21 protein-coding genes are annotated in these 21,517 nt (G+C 52.0%); 16 read left to right on the top strand and 5 right to left on the bottom strand.

Annotated features, from left to right (window positions below; translation table 11 throughout):
* Positions 1–24: 24 nt before the first annotated feature.
* Positions 25–1,671 (top strand): type 2 periplasmic-binding domain-containing protein, encoded by a 1,647-nt coding sequence (locus tag AQR02_RS23805; protein ID WP_054942884.1) that lies wholly within the window; start codon positions 25–27, stop codon positions 1,669–1,671.
* A 107-nt stretch (positions 1,672–1,778) separates the two neighbouring features.
* Here the strand turns inward: AQR02_RS23805 and AQR02_RS23800 are convergent, their stop codons facing one another.
* Positions 1,779–2,678, bottom strand: a complete 900-nt coding sequence (locus AQR02_RS23800) for a LysR family transcriptional regulator (RefSeq protein WP_054942883.1) — start codon at positions 2,676–2,678, stop codon at positions 1,779–1,781.
* A gap of 59 nt (positions 2,679–2,737) precedes the next feature.
* Here AQR02_RS23800 and AQR02_RS33180 point away from each other — a divergent pair, with 59 nt between their 5' ends.
* From AQR02_RS33180 to AQR02_RS23760, 9 genes are all read left to right on the top strand, one after another.
* Entirely contained in the window at positions 2,738–2,887 is a 150-nt protein-coding gene (locus AQR02_RS33180) for a hypothetical protein (RefSeq protein ID WP_209444285.1), read from the top strand.
* 229 nt (positions 2,888–3,116) lie between these two features.
* Positions 3,117–3,782: a succinate dehydrogenase cytochrome b558 subunit gene (locus AQR02_RS23795; RefSeq protein ID WP_054942882.1), complete on the top strand. Its 666-nt coding sequence runs from the start codon at positions 3,117–3,119 to the stop codon at positions 3,780–3,782.
* 310 nt (positions 3,783–4,092) lie between these two features.
* A complete protein-coding gene (sdhA, locus tag AQR02_RS23790; protein ID WP_054942881.1) occupies positions 4,093–5,835 on the top strand; it encodes a succinate dehydrogenase flavoprotein subunit in 1,743 nt (580 codons plus the stop codon).
* A gap of 439 nt (positions 5,836–6,274) precedes the next feature.
* Positions 6,275–7,039, top strand: a complete 765-nt coding sequence (gene sdhB / locus AQR02_RS23785; protein ID WP_054942880.1) for a succinate dehydrogenase iron-sulfur subunit — start codon at positions 6,275–6,277, stop codon at positions 7,037–7,039.
* A gap of 257 nt (positions 7,040–7,296) precedes the next feature.
* Entirely contained in the window at positions 7,297–8,097 is an 801-nt protein-coding gene (locus AQR02_RS23780; protein WP_054942879.1) for a DUF3891 family protein, read from the top strand.
* Positions 8,098–8,165: 68 nt separating this feature from the next.
* Positions 8,166–8,909 carry an ion channel gene (locus AQR02_RS23775; RefSeq protein ID WP_054942878.1) on the top strand — a complete coding sequence of 248 codons (744 nt, stop codon included), beginning with the start codon at positions 8,166–8,168 and terminating at the stop codon, positions 8,907–8,909.
* 29 nt (positions 8,910–8,938) lie between these two features.
* On the top strand, positions 8,939–9,868 hold the full coding sequence (locus AQR02_RS23770) for a metallophosphoesterase (protein ID WP_082452052.1): 930 nt from the start codon (positions 8,939–8,941) through the stop codon (positions 9,866–9,868).
* Between the two features lie 90 nt (positions 9,869–9,958).
* Positions 9,959–10,501, top strand: a complete 543-nt coding sequence (locus AQR02_RS23765; protein WP_054942877.1) for a GNAT family N-acetyltransferase — start codon at positions 9,959–9,961, stop codon at positions 10,499–10,501.
* A 212-nt stretch (positions 10,502–10,713) separates the two neighbouring features.
* Complete coding sequence (locus AQR02_RS23760; protein ID WP_245237717.1) at positions 10,714–11,451, top strand: NADPH-dependent oxidoreductase; 738 nt, start codon at positions 10,714–10,716, stop codon at positions 11,449–11,451.
* 109 nt (positions 11,452–11,560) lie between these two features.
* Here the strand turns inward: AQR02_RS23760 and AQR02_RS23755 are convergent, their stop codons facing one another.
* Both AQR02_RS23755 and AQR02_RS23750 read right to left on the bottom strand, forming a co-directional pair.
* Entirely contained in the window at positions 11,561–12,370 is an 810-nt protein-coding gene (locus tag AQR02_RS23755; protein ID WP_054942875.1) for a histidinol-phosphatase, read from the bottom strand.
* Between the two features lie 56 nt (positions 12,371–12,426).
* Positions 12,427–13,329, bottom strand: a complete 903-nt coding sequence (locus tag AQR02_RS23750; protein WP_054942874.1) for a LysR family transcriptional regulator — start codon at positions 13,327–13,329, stop codon at positions 12,427–12,429.
* Positions 13,330–13,736: 407 nt separating this feature from the next.
* On the opposite strand from AQR02_RS23750, the gene AQR02_RS23745 reads away from it, so the two are divergent.
* The 6 genes from AQR02_RS23745 (at position 13,737) to AQR02_RS23720 (ending at position 19,635) form a co-directional block, all read left to right on the top strand.
* Positions 13,737–14,192, top strand: a complete 456-nt coding sequence (locus tag AQR02_RS23745) for a chemotaxis protein CheX (RefSeq protein WP_054942873.1) — start codon at positions 13,737–13,739, stop codon at positions 14,190–14,192.
* A gap of 28 nt (positions 14,193–14,220) precedes the next feature.
* Complete coding sequence (locus AQR02_RS23740; RefSeq protein WP_054942872.1) at positions 14,221–14,997, top strand: SDR family NAD(P)-dependent oxidoreductase; 777 nt, start codon at positions 14,221–14,223, stop codon at positions 14,995–14,997.
* A gap of 171 nt (positions 14,998–15,168) precedes the next feature.
* Positions 15,169–16,656 carry a DEAD/DEAH box helicase gene (locus tag AQR02_RS23735; protein WP_054942871.1) on the top strand — a complete coding sequence of 496 codons (1,488 nt, stop codon included), beginning with the start codon at positions 15,169–15,171 and terminating at the stop codon, positions 16,654–16,656.
* Entirely contained in the window at positions 16,653–17,399 is a 747-nt protein-coding gene (locus AQR02_RS23730) for an ABC transporter ATP-binding protein (RefSeq protein ID WP_054942870.1), read from the top strand. The genes AQR02_RS23735 and AQR02_RS23730 overlap by 4 nt, the downstream gene beginning before the upstream one ends.
* 1 nt (position 17,400) lies before the next feature.
* Positions 17,401–18,618, top strand: coding sequence for an ABC transporter permease (locus AQR02_RS23725; protein ID WP_054942869.1), 1,218 nt, complete (start codon positions 17,401–17,403; stop codon positions 18,616–18,618).
* A gap of 234 nt (positions 18,619–18,852) precedes the next feature.
* Positions 18,853–19,635, top strand: coding sequence for a hypothetical protein (locus tag AQR02_RS23720; protein ID WP_054942868.1), 783 nt, complete (start codon positions 18,853–18,855; stop codon positions 19,633–19,635).
* A gap of 167 nt (positions 19,636–19,802) precedes the next feature.
* Here the strand turns inward: AQR02_RS23720 and AQR02_RS33175 are convergent, their stop codons facing one another.
* Positions 19,803–19,913 (bottom strand): hypothetical protein, encoded by a 111-nt coding sequence (locus tag AQR02_RS33175; protein ID WP_020429695.1) that lies wholly within the window; start codon positions 19,911–19,913, stop codon positions 19,803–19,805.
* 145 nt (positions 19,914–20,058) lie between these two features.
* The gene (locus AQR02_RS23715) at positions 20,059–21,363 is read right to left on the bottom strand and encodes an aminotransferase class I/II-fold pyridoxal phosphate-dependent enzyme (protein ID WP_054942867.1); all 1,305 of its coding nucleotides are present in this window, start codon (positions 21,361–21,363) and stop codon (positions 20,059–20,061) included.
* Positions 21,364–21,517 lie beyond the last annotated feature (154 nt).

The following is a 21,517-nucleotide window of genomic DNA, read 5'->3' as shown; positions in this document are numbered from 1 at the left end:
AAAATTAAAATTGGGGGAATCGCGATGAACAAAAAAAGCTTTGTTTCGTTAATGATGGCATCTGTCATGACGGCTGGCATGCTGGCCGGATGCTCCGGGGGAAATAATAATAATCAGAATGCGGAGTCTAACAAGCCTGCTGAGACTGCAGCCGCCAATAATCAGAGCGAAGGAAGCTCTAACGACTTTTCAAAGGGCTTTAAGGAAAAGGTCAGTCTGGATATTCCGGTCTATGAGCGTGCTTTCGAGGGCTGGAATGTAAGCGATAACTATTACACCCGCTGGGTTCAGAAGGAATTCGGTGATAAGTACAATATTCAAGTCAATTACGTGCCAATTACCCGTAAAGGCGAAGTAACCGATTTTGAGCAGCTGCTGGCGTCACACAAAGCTCCGGATATTATTTTCCATTACGATATGCCGCAGGCACTTACCTATTACGGCGAAGATGTTATGCAGCCGCTCGATTATGCTGAAATTGAGAAATATGCTCCAACTTACTGGAAAAACATGGGTGATACAATTAAGCAATACGGGGTTGTTGACGACAAAAATATTTTCTTCTTCGCCGCACGCCCTGAGGCCGACAACTTCGTCAACGTTATCCGTAAGGACTGGGTTGAGAAGGTGGGCATGAAGGTTGAAGATTTGACTTCGCTGGAGAAATACAATGAGATGCTGGTGAAATGGAAGGAAGCCGGGCTCGGTGTGACCGGCGGAAGCCTGATTCAACACAGCTTCAATTATAACTACGCCTTCCGCGATTGGCCGGTCGACGCGAAATACCGTGCACTTTATTCCGATCTTAGCGTTGGTGATTTGACCACCGTTGAAACCGAGCGCTACCTGCGTAATCTGAACTATCAATACAATAACGGCCTCATTGATAAAGAGTTCTATCTGCGCAATGATGATAATAAGGTTAAATCTGAATTCGTTGCCGGCAAAACAGGCAGCTACGGATTCTATCTGACAAACAATACGGATGTTTTTGCAGCTACTCTTGTGAACAACCCGGATGCTGAATTTGCAGTAGTTCCTCCCTTTGCAGGTGTTCCGGAAGGCCTGAAGCCTCAGGGACGCGCTTACTGGCCGTTTGGCTTCATCATGGGGATCAACTACGAATCTACACCTGAGGAACGTGCTGCAGTCTGGATGTATCTCGAATGGCTCAGCCAGCCTGAGAATCTGTTCAAGTTCCAGAACGGTATTGAAGGGGAGAACTATACGCTTGATGCAGAAGGTATCGCTCTGAAGAATCCGGATTATAAAGGCGAATCCGTTCTGTCGCAGAACAACAACAAAGACTATTGGGGCCTTGTGACCGAAATTGCGCAATATCCGGATGAAGCAAAAACCCGTACGGCCAATCTCCGCAACTGGGCACCGGCCGGCTATGAGGCTCTCGCCAATGATTTGGTGAAATATTATGATGAGACGGCGGAATTCCGTACACCTGATGCACTGTTCACCGTTGTACTTGATAAGGTAAACGAGTATAAGACGGACCTGGATACCCTATTCCAGGAATTGTACGTGAAGATCGCACTCGCTCCAGTAGCTGAGTTTGACGCAACCTATGAAGCCGCTAAGAAAACTTACCTGGAAGCGGGTTATCAGGAAATCCTTGATGAGAAGCAGGCGGCCATTGACGCAGGCAAGTTCCGTTAATCCCGCTTCGACCGAACTAACTGAATAGCCGCACAGAAGAACAATCCCCGGCGGGCCGATCCATATTTGATATGGACGCCTGCCGGGGATTGTGTTATTTGCGTGTGTTATTCGCGTCCGTCGAGGAATACTTCCTCCGTGACCTGCACGAGACAGCGTGCCGCTGTACTTAGTCCCCCGCTGCCCTGATAGATCAGGCAGGTGGTGCGCTGGGTCTGCTCCAGCTCCTTGATGTGCAGAGAGACGAGCCCGCCGCCGTTCAGCAGCTCCGGACGAAGATATGACTTCGGCAGCAGTGCAGCAGCCTTGATCGTCGGCAGCAGCCGGACGATCGCTTCGAAGGAGTCGATCTCCATCCGCACGTCCGGATCGACCCCGCAGCGCTGGAACAGCTCATCCGTCATCCGGCGGTACCAGGTGCCTTTGGAGAAGAGGATCATCGGCAGCCGGGACAGATGCTCCATGGTCAGCTTCGCGGTTAAGGTCAGGGGATGATGCTCGGAGGCGACCAGCCTGAGCTGGTCCTCGAACAATGGAATGCAGCGCAGGCCCGGCTCCTGGATCGAGGAGGCGATGATGCCGACATCGCATTTGCCCTCATTGACGGCTGAGACGATTTCATGCGTTTTGCCGGTGATCAGCTTCAGCTCCGCCGCCGGATATTTATTCATATAAGCATTCACAAGCGGAGGCAGTGTCGTCTGAAGCGTCGTCAGGCTGGCCCCCAGTGTGACGAGCTGCGGCTCGCCTTCCTTGAATTTGGACAGGGCCTCAAGAAATTTGGAACGCTGCTGCCGCTGCTCCAGGGCATAGGTGTAGGTAAGGCGGCCCACCTCAGTCAGCTCCAGCCGTTTGCCGAAGCGGTTGAATAATGAAACGCCAAGGCGCTCCTCCAGCTTGGAGATTTTACGTGAGAGGGCAGGCTGGGACAGATTGAGCTGGCGCGATGCCCGGTTGAGGCTGGAATGCTCCACGACCGCGGCGAAAATGTCCAAATCATCAAACATAACGGAGTTCTCCTTTGAGGAAGTCTGTGGTAATGCTGCTACTTTACGCTTGAACGGATATGGATGAAAGTGATAAAAGGCATAGCCAATTCACTAAAGAATGTTTGCTTTATATAGAAAAAAGGCTGCTGTGTGGGGAAATACTTGCTTTAAATGAGAATTATTATCATATTAAAAATATTCTTATGCAATTATTGTATAACGTTTAATAATTAGATTGCAATTCCCTTATAAGCGAAAAAAGAGTAACATGAAAAGTGACACAAGATATTCACATATTGTGAATAATAGAGCAATGTCCGGGAAAACAATGGATAGTGGTGAAAATAGAGATTTGGCGAGCTTCTGAGGCCTTCGTTCCCCTGTTTCAACTGTACTCCCGGCGGTGTATGCTCATTAATGAAAACGCTGTTTTAACTAGGAAAGGGGACACTTTGCATGAGAGGATTTTATTCCAGAAAGATTCATTCCTTGCTCGGCGTTATCCCGCTCGGATTCTTCTTCATCGAACATATGATGACGAATTTCGCGGCAGTAGAGGGTGGCGCTTCCGGTTTCACCGACAGTGTGCTATGGCTGAACAGTCTGCCGCTGGTCTTCTTCCTGGAATTGTTCGGTATTTGGCTTCCACTGCTCTACCATGGAGTCTACGGGCTGTATATCGCCTATCAATCCAAGCCGAACCTGAACCGCTTCAACCTGGAACGGAACTGGCGTTATACGCTGCAGCGCATCAGCGGTATTATTACCTTCATCTTTATCGTGTGGCATCTGTTCCAGACCCGTGTCCAGGTGGCAGTCGGGAATGTAGAGCATGAAGAGCTTGGCGGCGTAATGCATGACATCGCAACCCAGCCGCTGCTGCTAGCCGTATATGTAGTCGGTGTTGTGGCTGCCTGCTTCCATTTCTCCAACGGTCTCTGGTCCTTCCTGATCAGCTGGGGAGTTACCGTCGGACCGCGTTCGCAAAAAGTGTCCTCTGTACTCTGTCTCGGCCTTTTCGTAATTGTTACTTTCATGTTCCTGCTGTCGCTGTTCACGTTCCGTGACAACGAATTCCAGGCTGCAGCTTCGGCTGCACAGATCCTCAGGTCATTCTCTTAAGCGGGGCGTGGAATTTGACACGCTGTCCTTATCCGCCGCAGCATTCCATTTAGAGGCTGGACTGCACAGCAAACATTTGTATATTAGCGGTACGACAAAACTTAAGCGAATGCTTCCGAAGTCAGTTTTGCCGAAGCAAATTCAGGAAGCTATCCTAACAAAACTTAAGTGTATGCTTCCGTAGCGAGTTTTGTACGAAGCCGATTCAAGAAGTATATCCTAACAAAACTTTAGCGTATGCTTCCGGAGCAAGTTTTGTACGAAGCCTATCAAGGAGCATATGCTCACAAAACTTTAGGAGTGAACAATCATGGCATCAGCCGATATCATTATCGTGGGCGGCGGGCTGGCCGGCCTGATGGCTACCATCAAGGCGGCGGAATCCGGCGCGCGTGTTCATCTATTCTCTCTGGTCCCTGTCAAAAGATCGCACTCCGTCTGCGCACAAGGCGGCATCAACGGAGCCGTTAATACCAAGGGTGAGGGCGACTCACCCTGGGAGCATTTCGACGACACCGTCTACGGCGGTGACTTCCTGGCGAACCAGCCTCCGGTCAAAGCGATGTGCGAGGCCGCGCCGGGCATTATCCATCTAATGGACCGGATGGGCGTCATGTTCAACCGCACCCCGGAGGGGCTGCTCGACTTCCGCCGGTTCGGCGGGACCAAGCGTCACCGTACAGCGTTTGCCGGAGCTACGACCGGCCAGCAGCTGCTGTATGCGCTGGATGAGCAGGTACGGCGCTGGGAATCGGAAGGGCTGGTCACCAAAAGCGAGAACTGGGAGTTTCTCTCAGTGATTCTTGACGATGCCGGCGTCTGCCGCGGTATCAGCGCCCAGAACCTGAAGACCATGGAAATTCAGACCTTCCCGGCGGATGCGGTGATTCTGGCCAGCGGCGGTCCGGGGATTATTTTCGGCAAAACGACGAACTCGGTTATTAATACAGGAACTGCAGCCAGTGCCGTATACCAGCAGGGTGTGCATTATGCCAACGGGGAATTCATTCAGATTCATCCGACGGCAATCCCCGGAGATGACAAGCTGCGCCTGATGTCAGAATCGGCCCGCGGGGAAGGCGGACGCATCTGGACCTATAAGGACGGCAAGCCGTGGTATTTCCTGGAGGAGAAATATCCGTCGTACGGAAATCTGGTGCCGCGCGATATCGCTACCCGGGAGATTTTTAATGTGTGTGTGGACCAGGGGCTCGGTATTAACGGCGAGAACATGGTTTACCTGGACCTGTCGCATAAGGATCCGAAGGAGCTTGATGTCAAGCTTGGCGGTATTATCGAGATTTATGAGAAATTCATGGGGGATGATCCCCGCAAGATTCCAATGAAAATCTTCCCGGCTGTCCATTACTCCATGGGCGGTATGTGGGTCGATTATAACCAGATGACGAATATCCCCGGACTGTTCGCAGCAGGGGAATGTGAATACCAGTATCACGGCGCAAACCGGCTCGGCGCGAACTCGCTGGTGTCAGCGATTTACGGCGGGATGGTCGCAGGCCCCAAAGCCGTGGAATATATTAAGGGACTGAAGAAGTCGGTGCAGGACATCCCGTCCACCGTGTTCGACAGCTTCCATAAGAAACAGACAGACAAATACGAATCTCTGCTGGCGATGTCCGGCACAGAGAATGCATATGTGATCCACAAAGAGCTGGGCGAGTGGATGACCGCGAACATGACGGTGGTGCGTGAGAACAAGAGGCTTGAGGCTACCATCGGCAAAATCAAGGAACTCAAAGAGCGCTACGGCAGAATCAATATGAGTGATACCTCGCGCTGGAATAACCAGGGCGTTGCCTTCACCCGCCAGCTGTGGAATATGCTGGAGCTGTCCGAGGCGATGACGCTTGGCGCGCTGCTGCGGAATGAGAGCCGTGGAGCCCATTACAAACCGGAGTTCCCGAAGCGGAATGACGAGGAATTCCTCAAGACAACTAAAGCGACCTGGACCCCGAATGGCCCGGAAATCTCCTATGAAGAGGTCGATGTCTCGCTGATTCCTCCGCGGGTACGCGACTACTCGAAGGACTAAGAAGCTCCGTGAATATATAAAAATGGTACAGTGCCGGATGGCCGGCATATACTGGCGGCAGAAATCTACGTATAAGTGTATATCGTGCAGCTATTTCAGCCCGACGGAGGCACGGGAGACGAATAATTGTATTCTTTACAGTTAAAATCTCCCGGATAGACGGAATTTAGCTATTTCGTAGTATATAAATGTACAAAGTGCAGTTAAATCGTGAAATGAATTTTAACCCCCGGTTTTAGTTGTATGAAGTGCAATTAGCACCCAAATCGGAAGATCATCATACGTTAAAAACTTTAATCTATGCTTCCGAAGCGAGTTTTGTACGAAGGAAAACCAGAGGAGTAACGCTCACAAAACTTAGCGTATGCTTCCGAAGCGAGTTTTGAACGAAGGATAGTCGGAGAAGCTTTGCTCACAAAACTTTTAGGAGGTAACCGATATGGCGGAAACTGTTGCAGCTCCCAAAAACGTAAAGTTTATCATTACCCGCCAGGACGAACCGGAGAGCTCGCCCTATACCGAGGAATTTGAACTGGCCTACCGGCCGGGAATGAATGTAATCAGCGCCCTGATGGAAATCCAGCGTAATCCGGTCAACGCTACGGGCGACAGTACAGTTCCGGTCTGCTGGGACTCCAACTGTCTGGAGGAAGTGTGCGGCGCCTGCTCAATGGTAATCAACGGCAAGCCGCGCCAGGCCTGCGCGGCGCTGATCGATAATCTAGAGCAGCCGGTGCGGATTGAACCCATGAAGACGTTCCCTGTAGTGCGTGACCTTGTGATCGACCGCAGCCGGATGTTTAGTGCGCTCAAGCGTGTCAAAGCATGGATTCCGATTGACGGTACGTATGATCTGGGTCCCGGTCCGCGGATGGCGGAGAAGAAACGCCAATGGGCTTACGAATTGTCCAAATGCATGACCTGCGGCGTCTGTCTGGAGGCTTGCCCGAATGTTAATGAAAAGACAAATTTCATCGGTCCGGCAGCCATCTCCCAGGTACGCCTGTTCAATGCCCATCCTACGGGCGAAATGAACGCCGACGAACGCCTGGAGGCTCTGATGGAGGATGGCGGCATCGACGGCTGCGGCAACTCGCAGAACTGCGTACGTGCTTGTCCGAAGGGCATTCCGCTCACCACTTCTATCGCTGAAATCAACAAACAGACCACCAAGCATATGTTCAAACGCTGGCTGGGTGTGTAACGCAGCATTCATACTCTAAATCAGTTACGGGCCGTCCCTCAAGGCATATTTTGCCGCAGGGGGCGGCTTTTTGCATGGGATGATATTATTAAAGCAATGTGTTTCTTTTGGCCGGAGAAATGGGTACATGGTATACAATTCCGTGAATACATAGGAACAGTCCGGAAAAGCCAAACTTAAACAATTATAGATGGATATGTTATAATCTCCGTAGCTAAAGCGGCTTTCAGGCCATGGAGAATCAAGGAGGAATTACGGTGATTTGTCGGGAGCAGGACGGAGCATTTGTAATGATTAAACAGCATGAGCACGGGCGTCTGGCCGGAGAATTTGCAGCAAGCTTCAAGGAAGAGCAAGTGCCGGTACCCAGACGCCGGGCGGAAGTGCTGAGGGCAATCAGCAATCATGACCGGGGCTGGATCGATCTGGACGAAACGCCTTTCTGGAATGATGCGGAAGGTGCCCCGTACAGCTTCATAGATTTTCCGGTTGTGCCGAAACTCACGTTCTATAGACGCGGCCTTAATGAGATAGAAGCAGATACTCTGTATGGCGCCCTGCTATGCAGCCTGCATTTCGAACGGCTGATTGAGGTATCGGGCGAGGAAAATCCGGAGTTGAACAACTATCTGAAGGATGAAGCGGAGCGCAGAGCGCGCATTCACCGGGAGCTGGAACAGAACGCTGATCCGATTGGCGAGGCAGAGCTCTACTACGACGCCAGACTGCTGCAGTTCTGTGACGATCTGTCGCTGTATCTGGGACTGAATGAGCCGGGGAGTCCCAAATCCGAGGAGCATCCCTGGTGGACAGACGGTTTTTCGGGCAGCGAGGATTTCAGCTTTACCTCAGGACGGATAATTACGGCAGAATGGCAGGATGCATCTACACTGCTGCTTGAACCCTTCCCGTTCACCCGGGAGGTTGAAGTAGCCTTCAAGCTTCGCCGGGTCAGCCAAAGGGAGATTGCGGATAAAGGTATTGCTCGCGCGTATCAGGAGACACCTGAGGAAGAATGCCGGATCACCGTGACCCCCCGCCCGGAAAAGTCCGTATAACGAGCGGCGGGACTAACGGAGAGAATGAGAAGTGAGCCCGCAGGCCACACGGACAGGAGTTTAAAGCCATGGACTTTTGGATATGGACCTTCAATGCAGCTGTAATTATTACCCTGCTGTCGTTGTGGTTTTACCGGATGAAGCTGAGCTGGATGGGCAAAGCGGTGCTGCTCGCGCCAATCCTGATTTATGTGCTGATTTCGGTCGAGGATTTGCTGAACTGGATTGACCTCGGGGCGATTGTGCCGGGCAACCGCGGGCTGCGGGGGCTGATTTTACTTTTTGTACTGGCCTCTGTGCTGTTCTATATCCTGTTTATCTTCCATGAAATTAAGCAGTCGAACAGCAAAGAAGTGAGAATGCAGCAAACGCTGGTCCGCATCAGCATCGCTGCCTTTACCTGCATTACTTTTTTTACGGTTGTATATACATCCATATATAAGCTGTTTGGACAGTCCTCCTTTCAAGGCCATGGGCTTGGTGATGATCTGCTCAGCCAGCTGATTACCTTCCTATACTTTAGTGTGGCTACCTTTACAACTGTGGGGTACGGGGATGTGGCTCCGACGGATAATACCTCGCGGCTGGTGGTCGTTATGCAGATCAGCTTCAGCTTCATTACGGTAGCTTATGCCCTGTCCATGCTGGGATTGTTCCGCAAAATCCTCGGTTCGGGCACGGAGGAAGAAATTGAGGCAGCGATTGAGGTGGATATAGAGGATGCCGTCGAAAAAAAGGCGGAGGAGGTAGAGGAAGAGATGGAGGAAGAGAAAGAGAAGGAGAAGTCAGCACAGTCTGATCCAACAAACTAATAATCAAGTTTAGAAAGGAGAATCTCCCTATGAATACAGGATCGCCCGGGACTTCTCCCAATCATGAAACAAATCCGGCAGACGGAAGCGGCCGTTATAGCGCTCCTGTACCGGAAAAGGGACGCAAAATAACCCGCCGCCAGTTCCTGGCCAGGGGAGCGGCCACAGTGTTTGGTGCAGGGCTGCTTACAAGCGGTTATGTCTGGCAGGGAGAGCCCAACTGGCTTGAGGTTACGAAGCTGGAGCTGGCCCTGAAGCAGCTTCCTTCCGCTTTTTCCGGGATCCGGCTGGTGCATTTCAGCGATGCTCATCTGGGCTTCAATAAGGATGCACATGATGTGAGGCGACTCGTAAAGCATATTAAGGAAGTACAGCCGGACATCATCTGCTTCACCGGGGATATTGTGGACAGTAATGCCGAAGACCTGGAGGATTCCGTAGCTGTGCTTGCAGAGTTGACGGCTCCGCTGGGCAAATACGCGATTTTTGGCAATCATGATTATAAAAACACCGAGCTGTTAACCCGCTTATTGCAATCCGCCGGTTTTGTCGTGCTCAGGAATCAGTCCTTTCTGATCCGGCAGGGCGGCGCGAGGATCGCAGTTGCGGGCCTGGAAGACATGCTGAAGAGCGCTCCTGATCCTGAAGCTGCGCTGAAAGGTATACCGGATGACACGTTTACGGTGCTGCTTATGCATGAGCCGGATTATGCGGATACTGCCGAAAGCTACCCCTTCCATCTGCAATTGTCCGGGCACAGCCATGGCGGCCAGATCCGCCTGCCTTTTGTCGGAGCAGCATACACGCCTTACGGCTCGCAGAAATACATAAACGGATTATATTACACCGCGAAAAAAGCAATGCCGGTTTATGTGAACAGAGGTTTCGGCGAAACCTATATGCCTTTCAGGCTGCTGTGCAGGCCGGAGCTGACCGTGTTCACCCTGCGCCGGGCCTAGCGGAGGGTGACAGCATATCCACTGTCAGCTGCTTAATAAAGGAATGGACTCAGGGACTTCAACCATCAGCTGCAGAGAAGAGGGGAAAATATGATTACTTACGAATCCATATCATTGATCGCCCAACAAGGAGCAGCGGTTGAACTGAGGCCGATGCAGCCCGCCGAAGCCGGCAGGCTGCTGGACCTTCTCTCGCACCCGGAGGTACAGCCGCATATTGTGCTGCGCTGCGGAGCGGGCTCCCAGAAGGCGGTGCTGGACAAACTGGTGCACCGGATGATCTATGCATATGATCCGTGCGCATTGCATGCCGGCATCTATCCAAGAGGCGGGGAGGAGCTGATTGGAACAGTCTCCCTGCAGAACTGGAACCGGCATGAGGGTAAAGCCGTGCTCGGCTATATGCTGCATCCCGACTGCTGGGGAGCGGGGCTCGCTACAGAAGCAGTCGGACTGCTGCTGAGCTATGCACGGCAGGAGCTTGGACTGGCTAAGGTGGAGGGACGCTGCCGTGGCGACAACCTGAGAAGCGAAGGGGTCATGCTCAAAAACGGGCTGGCGCTGGAGCGTATCCTGCCGATGGCTGATGGCTCGGGTGATGTAATGAAAGTATTCACTTTGTTACACAATTGAAATAAAGCCGTTATCAAACTCTAACAGTGTCCGGTTAAACTAAGTACATGACCCCCTTTTGAAAATATAACTGCTGCTGGGACCCGAGGAATCGGGTCCATTTTTTTTGCGTATATCCCCGGAGACTGGCGGTGCCCGAGTTCATTGGGGTATGATAAATGGAGATGTTGTACGTTTATTCACTTTCGGGAGGTAATTATACTTTGAATGAAGTGCTGAAGACCTTGAACAATCACCGTTCGTTCCGCAAATATGAGCAGCGGCCGGTGGAAGCGGATAAGCTAAGGCTGATTATTGAAGCTGCGCAATCGGCCCCATCCTGGGTCAACGGGCAGCAGGTAACGGTTATTGCCGTGCAGAATGAGCAGCGAAAGGAACAGCTGTCTGTGCTGAGCGGGAATCAGAAGCACGTGGCTGATGCACCGGTATTTTTAGTGTTCTGTATGGATTTTTACCGTACTAAATTAGCCGGCGAGCTGGAGGGGCAGCCGTTCGAGTCAGCCGGTGATGTGGATGCGCTGCTCGTCGGGGCAGTGGATGTGGGAATCGCGCTGGAGAGTGCGGTTGCCGCTGCCGAATCCCTGGGCCTCGGTATCATTCCCATCGGCGGAATCCGCCGCAATACGGCCGGCGTGATTGAGCTTCTGCAGCTGCCGGAGTATGTATTTCCGGTAGTCGGCCTGTGCGTTGGATACCCTGGTGAAGAGCTGCCCAAGAAGCCGCGTCTTCCGCTGGAGGCGGTGTATCATGAGGAGTCCTACAATCCGGACCTGCGGGGGAGTATCCAGGAATACAACAATGCATACCGGGAGTACCTTAAAGACCTGGGCCTGACGGAGCGGGACTGGAGTGCCACGATCGCCCATTTCTATGCCATGAATCCGCAGTACGGCGACGCCGGGCGGACACTCCCGCAGCAGGGCTTTACCTGCGATAATCTACAGAAATAACAATAAGCACCGCAATGGTTTACGGCCGCCATGTTAAATGGAGGGTCTGCTCTCTAACAAAGCCTCCGTCTGCAAGTTCCTGCAGGCGGAGGCTTTTTGTTACTTCCATCTATAGTGCTACGGTCTGTTTCTCTTTATGCTTGAAGTACACCCAGTGTGTAAACCCGATTTCCTTGAGACGGGCGGCCACAGCCACCTGCTGATCCGCGACCCGGGAAGGCTTATGTGCATCGGAGCCGAAGGTGACCTCTACACCGAAGTGCAGGGCGCGCTCCAGAATATCATCGGACGGATACCAGCCGCCGCACAGCTTGGTACCGCCTGAGGTGTTGATCTCAATCGCTACACCGCATTCGCCGATGACGCGGAGGCATTCGTCAATCTCAGCGGCTGCCGGGATCTGCGAGAAGTTCGGATAGTTCCCCTTCATGGCATCAATGTGGCCGAGAATCTGGAACATGCCGCTGCGGGCGGATTCGGTGATCAGCCGGTAATACTCTGCTTTGACCGCGTGCATTTGCTTCGGCCCGAGCTTTTTCCAGCGGCTCTTGTTGAAGATGCTGTCACCCTCGACGTTATGTACCGAACCAATGATATAGTCAAAGGGATAGGCGGCCAGCGTGGTCCGGTACAGTTCAGCGTGCTGGGGGAAATAGTCTGATTCGATGCCAAGCAGAACATCAATGGTGCCGGCATATTCTTTTTGCAGAGACAATACTTCATCTACGTAATTCGCTATTTCGGATTTGGCCATTGCGATGCGGGGAAATGCCTGCTCGGATGGGCTGGCAAAATAAGGCGTGTGATCGGAAATACCAATGACACTAAGACCGGCGGCGATACCCGCCTCTATATAATCCCGGATGCTTCCGTCGGCATGGCCGCAGCGGAAATGATGGGTATGCAGATCAAACTTCATGAGTGAAACATCTCCTTTGGCCATAGTGTGTGTACGATAGCAGCAAATGATGCTGTTTACTCAGAACCGATAAACTGGGTCTCCGGCATGCCTTTCAGATCGCTCAGGAACTGCCGCATGGCGGAATTGACATATTTGCCTGATTTGGTAATGACCCCGACAGGATGCGTGACCTCGAGCTCGATAATCGGGACGATTTTGAGTGTGCCGCTCCGGACTTCAGCTGTAACAGACTGTTTGGAAATTACGGCTGCGCCAAGATCCAGCTCGACCATCCGCTTGACTTCCTCACTGCTCGTCAGCTCCATGATCACCTGCGGCTGGATGCCGTGCTTAGCGAGCACCTCATCGACAAATTTGCGGCCGACGGTGTCCGGCGACAGCAGAATGAGCGGTGTTTTGCCGAGGGCTTCAATGCCTGCAGATTTGACTTGGGCCAGCGGATGCCTAGGTGATACCACCAGTTCAAAGGTGTCGTAATAAAGGACTGAGGTAGTCATCCCCGGACTTTGCCCGATCAGATAGCCGATGCCGACATCCACCAGGCCGTTCTCCACATGCTGATAAATCTGCGATGAGGACATCGATGAAATCGAAGTTTTGATATGCGGGAACTGGTCCTGGAAATAAGACAGGATGCGCGGCAGAATCTGAATGGCAATGGAGGTTGTTGTACCAAGAATGATATGCCCCTGGGGATTCTCCTCCAAATCGGCCAGACGCTGCTTCAATTCCTCCACAATACTTACAATCTGCTCCGCATGCGTAAGGAACACTTTGCCTCTGTCTGTTAAGGTAACCGGCTGGTTCCGGTCAACGAGCTGCGTTTTGAACTCTTCCTCAAGGCTTTTGATTTGTGCCGAAACTGCCGGCTGGGTCAGATTAAGCAGTTCGCCTGCCTTGCGAAAGCTCATGGTTTTGGAGATCGTGATCAGTGTCTCCAGCTGGCTAATGTTCATGGACTTGCCCCCTTTGGCCTACCGAATCGTGTCGCTGGTTATTTGTATAATGTGAAAACCGGGCGTTTTCACAGGATGGCTGAGTCTGACTTTTACTTAGGAAAATAAGACTTTTTTCTTGTTTTCTCCTTATTCGAAGCCGTGCTGAACCGCCGCAATATGCAGGGTTTCAGAGCTTGCTTTGGCGGAATAATCAGGTGTATATTACGCGGAATGTTGGTATTTGATTAAATTATAGGAGATTACAACGTGCAGGGCAATGTTACCGCAAAAACTATCTTGAGAATTCATTCGACAAGACCATTAATTTTTGGTGAATAATGCCGATATATGAAGTATAATAAAACATTATTACTTAGGACTTTTGGTATATGACTAAAGCCTGGTAGAGGGGGGACAGCACTTTCATGAAAGCAGAAGTAATTAATCCGTTTCTAGAGTCTGCACGAATTGTAATTGAGCAGGTGATTCAAGTCTCGCCATCCACCGGTAATCTGGGAATTAAGGATATTGAACTGATCGATAATCATATATGGATTCAAGTGGGAATGACAGGTCAGTTAAGCGGAGATATCGTCTTTGGAATCGCTGAACAGGTGGCACTCAAGATCGTATCGGCAATGATGGGCGGCTATCCGATTGCAGAGATGGATGAAATGGGGCAGAGCGCAATATCAGAGCTGGGCAATATGATCAGCGGCAATGCCAGTACGATTCTATCCAATCAGGGAGTATCCGTGGACATTACCCCGCCGAAGCTGATGAAGCTCGAAAGCATGTCGGTATTTCCTCGCAGAGCACTGAGCATTCCGCTTCTGATGGAAGGGATCGGGGAACTGGATATTCAAGTGATGATTTCTTAGGGTGATCATTAGGAGCTGATGGATATTCATGCAACTTAAAGACAAAATTGTGGTTATTACAGGAGCTTCGAGCGGGATCGGTGCAATCACGGCGCAGATGCTCAGCAAGCGGGGGGCTGTTCCCATTTTGCTGGCCCGTTCGGAAGATAAGCTGAAAGAAACGGCGGCCGGTATTCCGGGCGTTTTTGGACTGTACACCTGCGATGTTACAAATGAGGCCGAGGTTGAGCGGGTGTTCGCTGAAATTCTTGACGTTTACGACAGAATCGATATCCTGCTGAACAACGCCGGTTACGGCAAATTTGCCGGATTTACCGAGATGGAGCCGCAGGAATTTGCCGATATGATGGACGTCAACTATATGGGGATCGTCCGCTGCACCAAAGCTGTTGTTCCGCATATGCTTCAGCGGGGGAGCGGCCAGATTGTGAACGTGGCCTCCATGGCCGGCAAAATCGGCACAGCCCGGGCGGTTGCCTATACGGCTACCAAACATGCGGTACTGGGCTTTACGAATGCCCTGCGCCAGGAGCTTCGCAAGAGCGGCATTATCGTATCAGCTGTCAATCCGGGACCGATTGCCACCGATTTCTTCAAAACGGCAGATCCTTCCGGCAACTACGAGAAGAGTGTAGCCAGAATGATGATGACTCCGCAGCATGTCTCCGCCAAGATCGTGAAGCTGATGGAGAAGGGCAAAGAAGAAGTGGATCTTCCGGGGCTTGCTGCTTTCGGTATCCGCCTGTACGCCTTATTCCCCCGTCTGGCGGATAAGCTGACTTATAACGCAATGAACCGTAGATAGATGTGCAGGGAAGAAGAGGCCCGTTGTTATCCGGCGGATCATCCTCTTTTCTGCAGGCTGAGCTAAGCGGATATCAGCCCTACTCTAAAGATACGGCCTTCCATTTGGTGGAGAGGCCTTTTTGGCATATAATGATGATATTAACTCAAGCGAAAAGGATGAAATACAATTATGACTAACGCATCTTTTGCGGCCATCGGCATCCAGGAAGACCTTGTTGCCAGATTGTCGGAATTCGGCATTACCGCCCCATCCCCTGTTCAGGAGCAGACGATCCCGCTTCTGCTGGAGGGAAGGGATGTGCTGGCCGCTTCCCAGACAGGAACAGGCAAGACTTTGGCATACCTGCTGCCGCTGCTTCAAGGGATTAATCCGGAGCAGAGAGTGGTGCAGAAGCTGGTGCTGGCCCCAACCCAGGAACTGGCCATGCAAATTCTCCGCGAGGCGGAGCGGTACGGAGATCACCGCGGCATCAAGGTGATGGGACTGATCGGCGGTGCTGCAATTAAACGCCAGATCGACAAGCTGCGTGAACACCCGCAGCTTGTCGTCGGCACCCCGGGCCGCATCCGGGAGCTGATTGGCCTGCGCAAGCTGAAAATGCACGAAGTCACCACGATTGTCATCGATGAGGCGGACCAGATGTTCCAGCTTAGCGGAGCAGGCGAGGTAGCCAAGATCGTCAGCAGCGCCTTGCGCACACGCCAGCTCATCATGCTGTCGGCAACCATCGGGCCGGAAACCAAAGCTTTGGCTGCCCGGGAGATGAAAAATCCGGCTGAAGTCGGAATTGATCCGGGGGTTATGACCGCGCAGTCACTGGAGCATCATTACGTGGTGGCCGAGGAGCGGAACAAGATGGATATGCTGCGCCGTGTCATCCGCCACTACAACCCGGAACGGGCCATTGTGTTCGTTAACGCCACTGAGGACATAGCCGAAGTACAGGCGAAGCTGAACCATCTCGGCCTGAGCGCAGCGGCGCTCTATGGTGATGCCGACAAGGTTACGCGCAGTAATGTGCTGGCTAAGTTCAAGAGCGGGAAGTTCCGGGTGCTGGTAGCCAGCGATGTAGCAGCCCGGGGTCTGGATATTGAGAATCTGACACTTGTGGTCAGCTACGACCCGGCATTTGATTCCGAGCACTATGTGCACCGGGCCGGACGTACGGGACGCATGGGCAAGCGCGGCCTGTCGGTTACGATTGTTACCGAGCAGCAGACCTTCATCATGCGCAAGTTTGCCCGTGAGCTGGACATCCAGCTGGATGAGCGGGCGATGTCCGCCGGCAAGGTGCGGCCGGCGGATGAAGTCCGCAGACCTGCAAGCGGCAGCCGAGGAAGCGGCGGATCTGACGCACCGCACCGGGAAAGTGCTGCACCGGGCAGCAGCAAGCCGGTGCGGACGGCAGCTGTGCAGCCGGATGCTGCAGGTGCCAGACCGGCGGCAGCGCGTCAGGGACTGGCAGGCAGCCCAAGTGCCGGCGGAGAGGTACGGCGTGAGCCGCATCACGGTACAGGCCAAGCCGCAGGCGGACGCAGCCCGGCCGCTCCGGCGGGCAAAGCACGCAGCAGCAGTAGCGAGCGTGAGAAGAACCGTAAGAATAAGGGAGCTCCGAAATGGCTCAAGGACAAAACCCCGAGAGGTGACGGTCAATGAATACTGCCCCCGTACTGCAAATTACGGGCTTAAGCGGAGGATATAGTCTCAACAAGCCGGTGCTTCATGATATCGGCCTTCAGGTACAGCCCGGTGAAATGGTTGGACTGATCGGACTCAATGGAGCGGGCAAAAGTACGACCATGAAGCATATTCTGGGGCTGATGTCGCCCCACAAAGGTGAAATTACCGTACAGGGCAAGACCCGGAGCAGCGACCCGGAAGGGTATCACAGTGCGCTGACATTCGTGCCGGAATCGCCTCTGTTATATGAAGAAATGACGGTACGGGAGCATGTCGAATTTACGGCCAGGGCTTATGGCGTGGATCGCAGCGATTATGAATCGCGCACCGGTCAGCTGGCGGCACTGTTCAATATGGAGGACAAGATGGATACATTGTCCTCCCACTTGTCCAAGGGCATGAAGCAGAAGGTCATGATTATGTGTGCCTTCGTGGCACGGCCGGCGCTCTATGTTATTGATGAGCCTTTTTTGGGACTTGATCCGCTAGGTATCCGTTCCCTGCTCGATTTCATGCTGGATCTGAAGAAATCAGGGGCTTCCATCCTGCTTAGCTCTCATATTCTTTCTACCATCGAGAATTATTGCGACCGCTTCATTGTGCTGCACCGCGGCAAGGTCATTGCCCAGGGTACGCTTACGGAAATGACCGAAGCCGCCGGACTTCGCGGCCTTAACCTGGAGCAGCTGTTCTACGAACTGGTGCAGGGAGGGAAATGATATGGATTTGAAAGAGCTGCGCCGGCAGCGGCGCAGCCGGTTCATGGGAAGCATGCTCCCGTATGTAGGCTATGTCATTAAGAGCGGTGTAGCGATGCTGCTGCTGCTGGTGCTGATAGTCTTCTCCGCCTGGTACACCGCACTGCTCCGCGACACCCCGGCAGATCTGCCGATCCGCTGGATTATGCTGATTCTGCTGCTGCCTGCAGCAGTGCACAGCAGCTTCCGGACCTATCTGCAGAGCCCGGATACGGTCTTTCTGCTCCCGCAGGGCCACCGGATGAGAGAGTACTTCGCTCCGGCCTGGGTGAGCGGGAATGTATGGAAAATTCTGCGGTTGGCTTTTATCCTCATTACACTCTGGCCTTTGTACATACGTACGGACGAATCTCCGAAGCAGCTGCTGCATACAGCCGTGGTGCTGATTGCGGTGAAGTTGCTGTCGAGCTACGGGCTATGGCGGGAAATCGCGATGCTCTCGCGTCCTGCTTCGGCTGGGCTTAGACTGCTGCGCTGGTCGGCCCTCGGGCTGATGATCGCTGCATGGCTGTGGCAACCGTCGCTGCAGGCATTAATCTTTATCGTTATTCTGGCGGCAGCTTATCTGGCAGCGCTCAGCGTTCCGAACCGTCATGGCGTTCCCTGGGAGCGGCTGATCGCTACAGAGCGGAATCAGGGGACAAGAGCTCTGATGATGCTCGGCTGGTTCGTGGATGTTCCGGGGCGTGAGCAGCGGGTCTACGGCCGGCGCTATCTGTCCCGCTGGGGCAGCGGCATCGCCTGGCGCCGGGACAGCGCATACCGCTTTTTGCTGACTAAGAGCTTTGCCAGGGGCGATATCTTCGGCATTGTCATGCGGATGGCTGTGCTGGCGCTGCTGCTGGTCTGGTGGAACCGCGCGAGCTATACCGGCAGCGGCATCTATTTGCTCTTCCTGTTCCTTATCGGCGTTCAGCTGTCGGCACTGCGTAAACTGCACAGTGAGTCGTTCTGGCTGACCGTGTATCCGCTGCCTGCAGGCAGCAAGGGGGACAACACAACACAATTTATTTTCCGTACTCAGCTGGTCCTGGTACTGGTATTAGGATGGCCTTTCCTATTAACTCTGGGAGAACGTCCGCTGCCGGCAATCGGCAGCTTACTGGCCGGTGCGCTGCTGGCTTATTTCTTCAAGGTCTATATGAAGCGCAAAGCATTGGATCCGGACGACGATTTATAACAGCAAAGAGGCCTTGAGAAGAGCATGAGCTCTCCTTAAGGCCTCTTTACTATAGATCAAGAAGTTCAATCGAAGTGATATGGCTGAACCGGTTATAGGCTTCTGTATTTATTTGGTAATATATATGGAATATTTCCTCAGCAATATGATAATATGTATGTGGTTTACAGCCTAAGGAAGAGAAAGCAGATTAATTGGACCAAAGTAACTCATTTTAGGAGGAAAGCAGACTACATGGTTAGGAAGACTTCTCTCTCACTCTTAGTTGCGCTAGCAGCTTTCGTAGTATCATCGTGCAGTATCGGCAATAAGGACTTTTCAAGTGATCCGCGGGCCAAGAAGATGGAGGCTTATTTAGAGAATAAGTATTCAGAAGACTTCACGTTAGAAAATGTAGAACTGTTAAAATATTATCGTATAGGGGCTTTGACTGGCGGAGATAAGGCTGGACTGAAAGCTATAGCCTACCCAGATAAGGATTCTGCCAAGTCCTTTGCTGTAGAGTTCTGGGAAAAAGAAAATGTCATCGAGGATGGGTATATCAATTATATAATGGCAGATAAACTTTCGGTAATTGTTAAAGACCGGGTGGGGAGTATCTGGAAACAGCAGACTAAACTGGACATGGAGTACTTCCTGGGCCCATTTGGCTCTTTACCAGATAGTAAGTATGACTCTTTCACTGAGGTAAGGGATTACCCATATACGGCAGGGATAGATGTATTTATTCAGTATAGTGGAGCATTGGACAAGAAAGCTGCCGCGTTAATGATTGATCAGCTGCATAAGGAATTAATCTCCGCAGGTGTGGGGGGATTTTTCACGGCTATATTCTTTCTTAAAGACGAAGCCTGGCACAATTTAGATAATACTTTGGCAGATATCAAGCAAAAAGATGAATCGGACTATAACATGTATAGTGTATGCAGGGCAACTGAAGATTGTTGGGTATCTGGGGGTCAGGGTAAGGAAACGGTACAGGAATTAGTAGAGCAGTTTATGGTTGGAAGGGAATAATTTATAACAGCAGAAGGCCTTAAGAAGAGCACTGGCTCTCCTTAAGGCCTCTTTGCTGTATATCAAGAAGTATCACAGACCCTCATAGCTTCCGCCTGATAGGGAATGGCGTGTAACACGGGAGAGGGGAGAGAGCCGGGGCTCCCTCCCGGGATCATCATTCCCGGTTAGACAAAGAGTGAACGGCTGATGATAACCAGCAGGATAAAGAGAACAAGAATTGCACCAGTGCTTGTAAATCCAGGGTATCCGTATCCGCCTCTTACTTCTTCGCTCATGTTCATTCCCCTTTCGAATGTGTTGTTGTACTTGTGTACATCGTATTGTATGTGCCGGGGGAAGAACGTGTATAGGCCAATGCCGTGAGAGGCGTCAAAAAAACAGCTCCGGTTATCCCGGAGCTGTTCGCTGTACTCTAATTCGTTATTCGGCTTTTTCCAAGTCACGGATGCCTGCATATACCAGATCAAACAGATCCTCAAGCTGTTCTTCTTCTATACAGGAGAAGGCTACGCGCAGATCGGTCTCGCCCAGGGCAATGGTGCCCAGACCATATTGATGGATCAGATGGAGCCGCAGGTCTTCAGCTGACACAGTGTGCAGCTTCAGGCACATGAAATAACCGGAATTGAATGGATAATAGGTCCAGACGTCATCGCCGTACTTTCCGCTGTCCAGCAGCGACTTCACTTTGTTGGCACGGCCTTTCATAATCTGGAACTTCTCTTCCTTCTGCTCTAAGAACTGTGGTGATTTCAAGGCATCCAGCACAAACGTCTGCGACGGGTGCGCCCCGCTGGAAATCGTAGCACGGATAATGCCCAGCGTCTTCTGCTCGAGAGCGGCCAATAGATCCTTATCCTCGGAAGCATAAGTAATGAAGCCGACACGGAAGCCCCATACGAATTCTTCCTTGGTGGCTCCGTCAATCTTGACGGCAAGCACGCGCGGGTGCAGATTGGCAAGACGTCCGAACAGTGATTCCTTGAGTGAGTTTTCGAAAAAGAGTCCGAAATAGGCATCATCGCTGACGACGACGATATTGATGCCTTCCTCAGCCGCGCGGAGAATGGCGGCAACGATGGCTTCTCCTTCTTCGAGGCCTGGTGTATAACCGGTAGGATTATTTGGGAAGTTTAGCAGCACGATTGCTTTACCGCGGTCCTTCTGGGCCAGCAGCGTATCAAGCAAGCCTTCGCTGTTGAACTTCATATCTTCAGTAAAGAGCGGATAATTGACGATTTCGCTGAGACGGCGGATGCCGAAGGTCAGTTCGTAATTCTCCCAGTTCTTATCCGGATAGATGATCGCATCGCCTTCCTCTGCGAACAGGTCGGCAACAATACTAAGCCCGTGTGTCAGGGCATTGGTCACGATAGGGTTGCTGAAGGATTTGCCTTCCAGCGACGGATTCTCGCGCAGCATCTTTTCCCGCCATACGGTGCGCAGCTCCGGTTTGCCGGCAGGTGGAGCATAGCCGTACAGGTCTTTGGGACTGTAAGCGGACAGCTTATCCTGAATGACGGCAAGGTGCATAGGCATGCCCTTCTCCGTCGCGATACCGATGGTTGCATTGTATTTCTTGGCATGAGCCGTCGCTTCGGCGGATTGGCTCAGGATGCCTTCTTTCGGGAAATAGATTGCTTTGCCAAGACCCGAGAGCATATCGTACACATGTTCATTGCCTGTCTTGATGCTTTCGTTCAATTGTCCAGCCAGTGGATTCATCAGTTTCATCCTTCCGGTATTCTTCTGGGATATACGTTAACATTGCCTAACATTATATCACCGCGGTTTGCTGTCGTCACTTAAGAAAGCCGCATTTTATGAATACTTTTCGAAAAATTTCCGAGGAATCTGCCATCTTAACTGTGGTAAGGGC

Origin of the sequence: Paenibacillus ihuae, assembly GCF_001368795.1 — a bacterium.
GTDB lineage: Bacteria > Bacillota > Bacilli > Paenibacillales > Paenibacillaceae > Paenibacillus_AQ > Paenibacillus_AQ ihuae.
The sequence above is the reverse complement of the archived record's forward strand: the minus strand, read 5'-3'. Positions and strand labels throughout refer to the sequence as shown.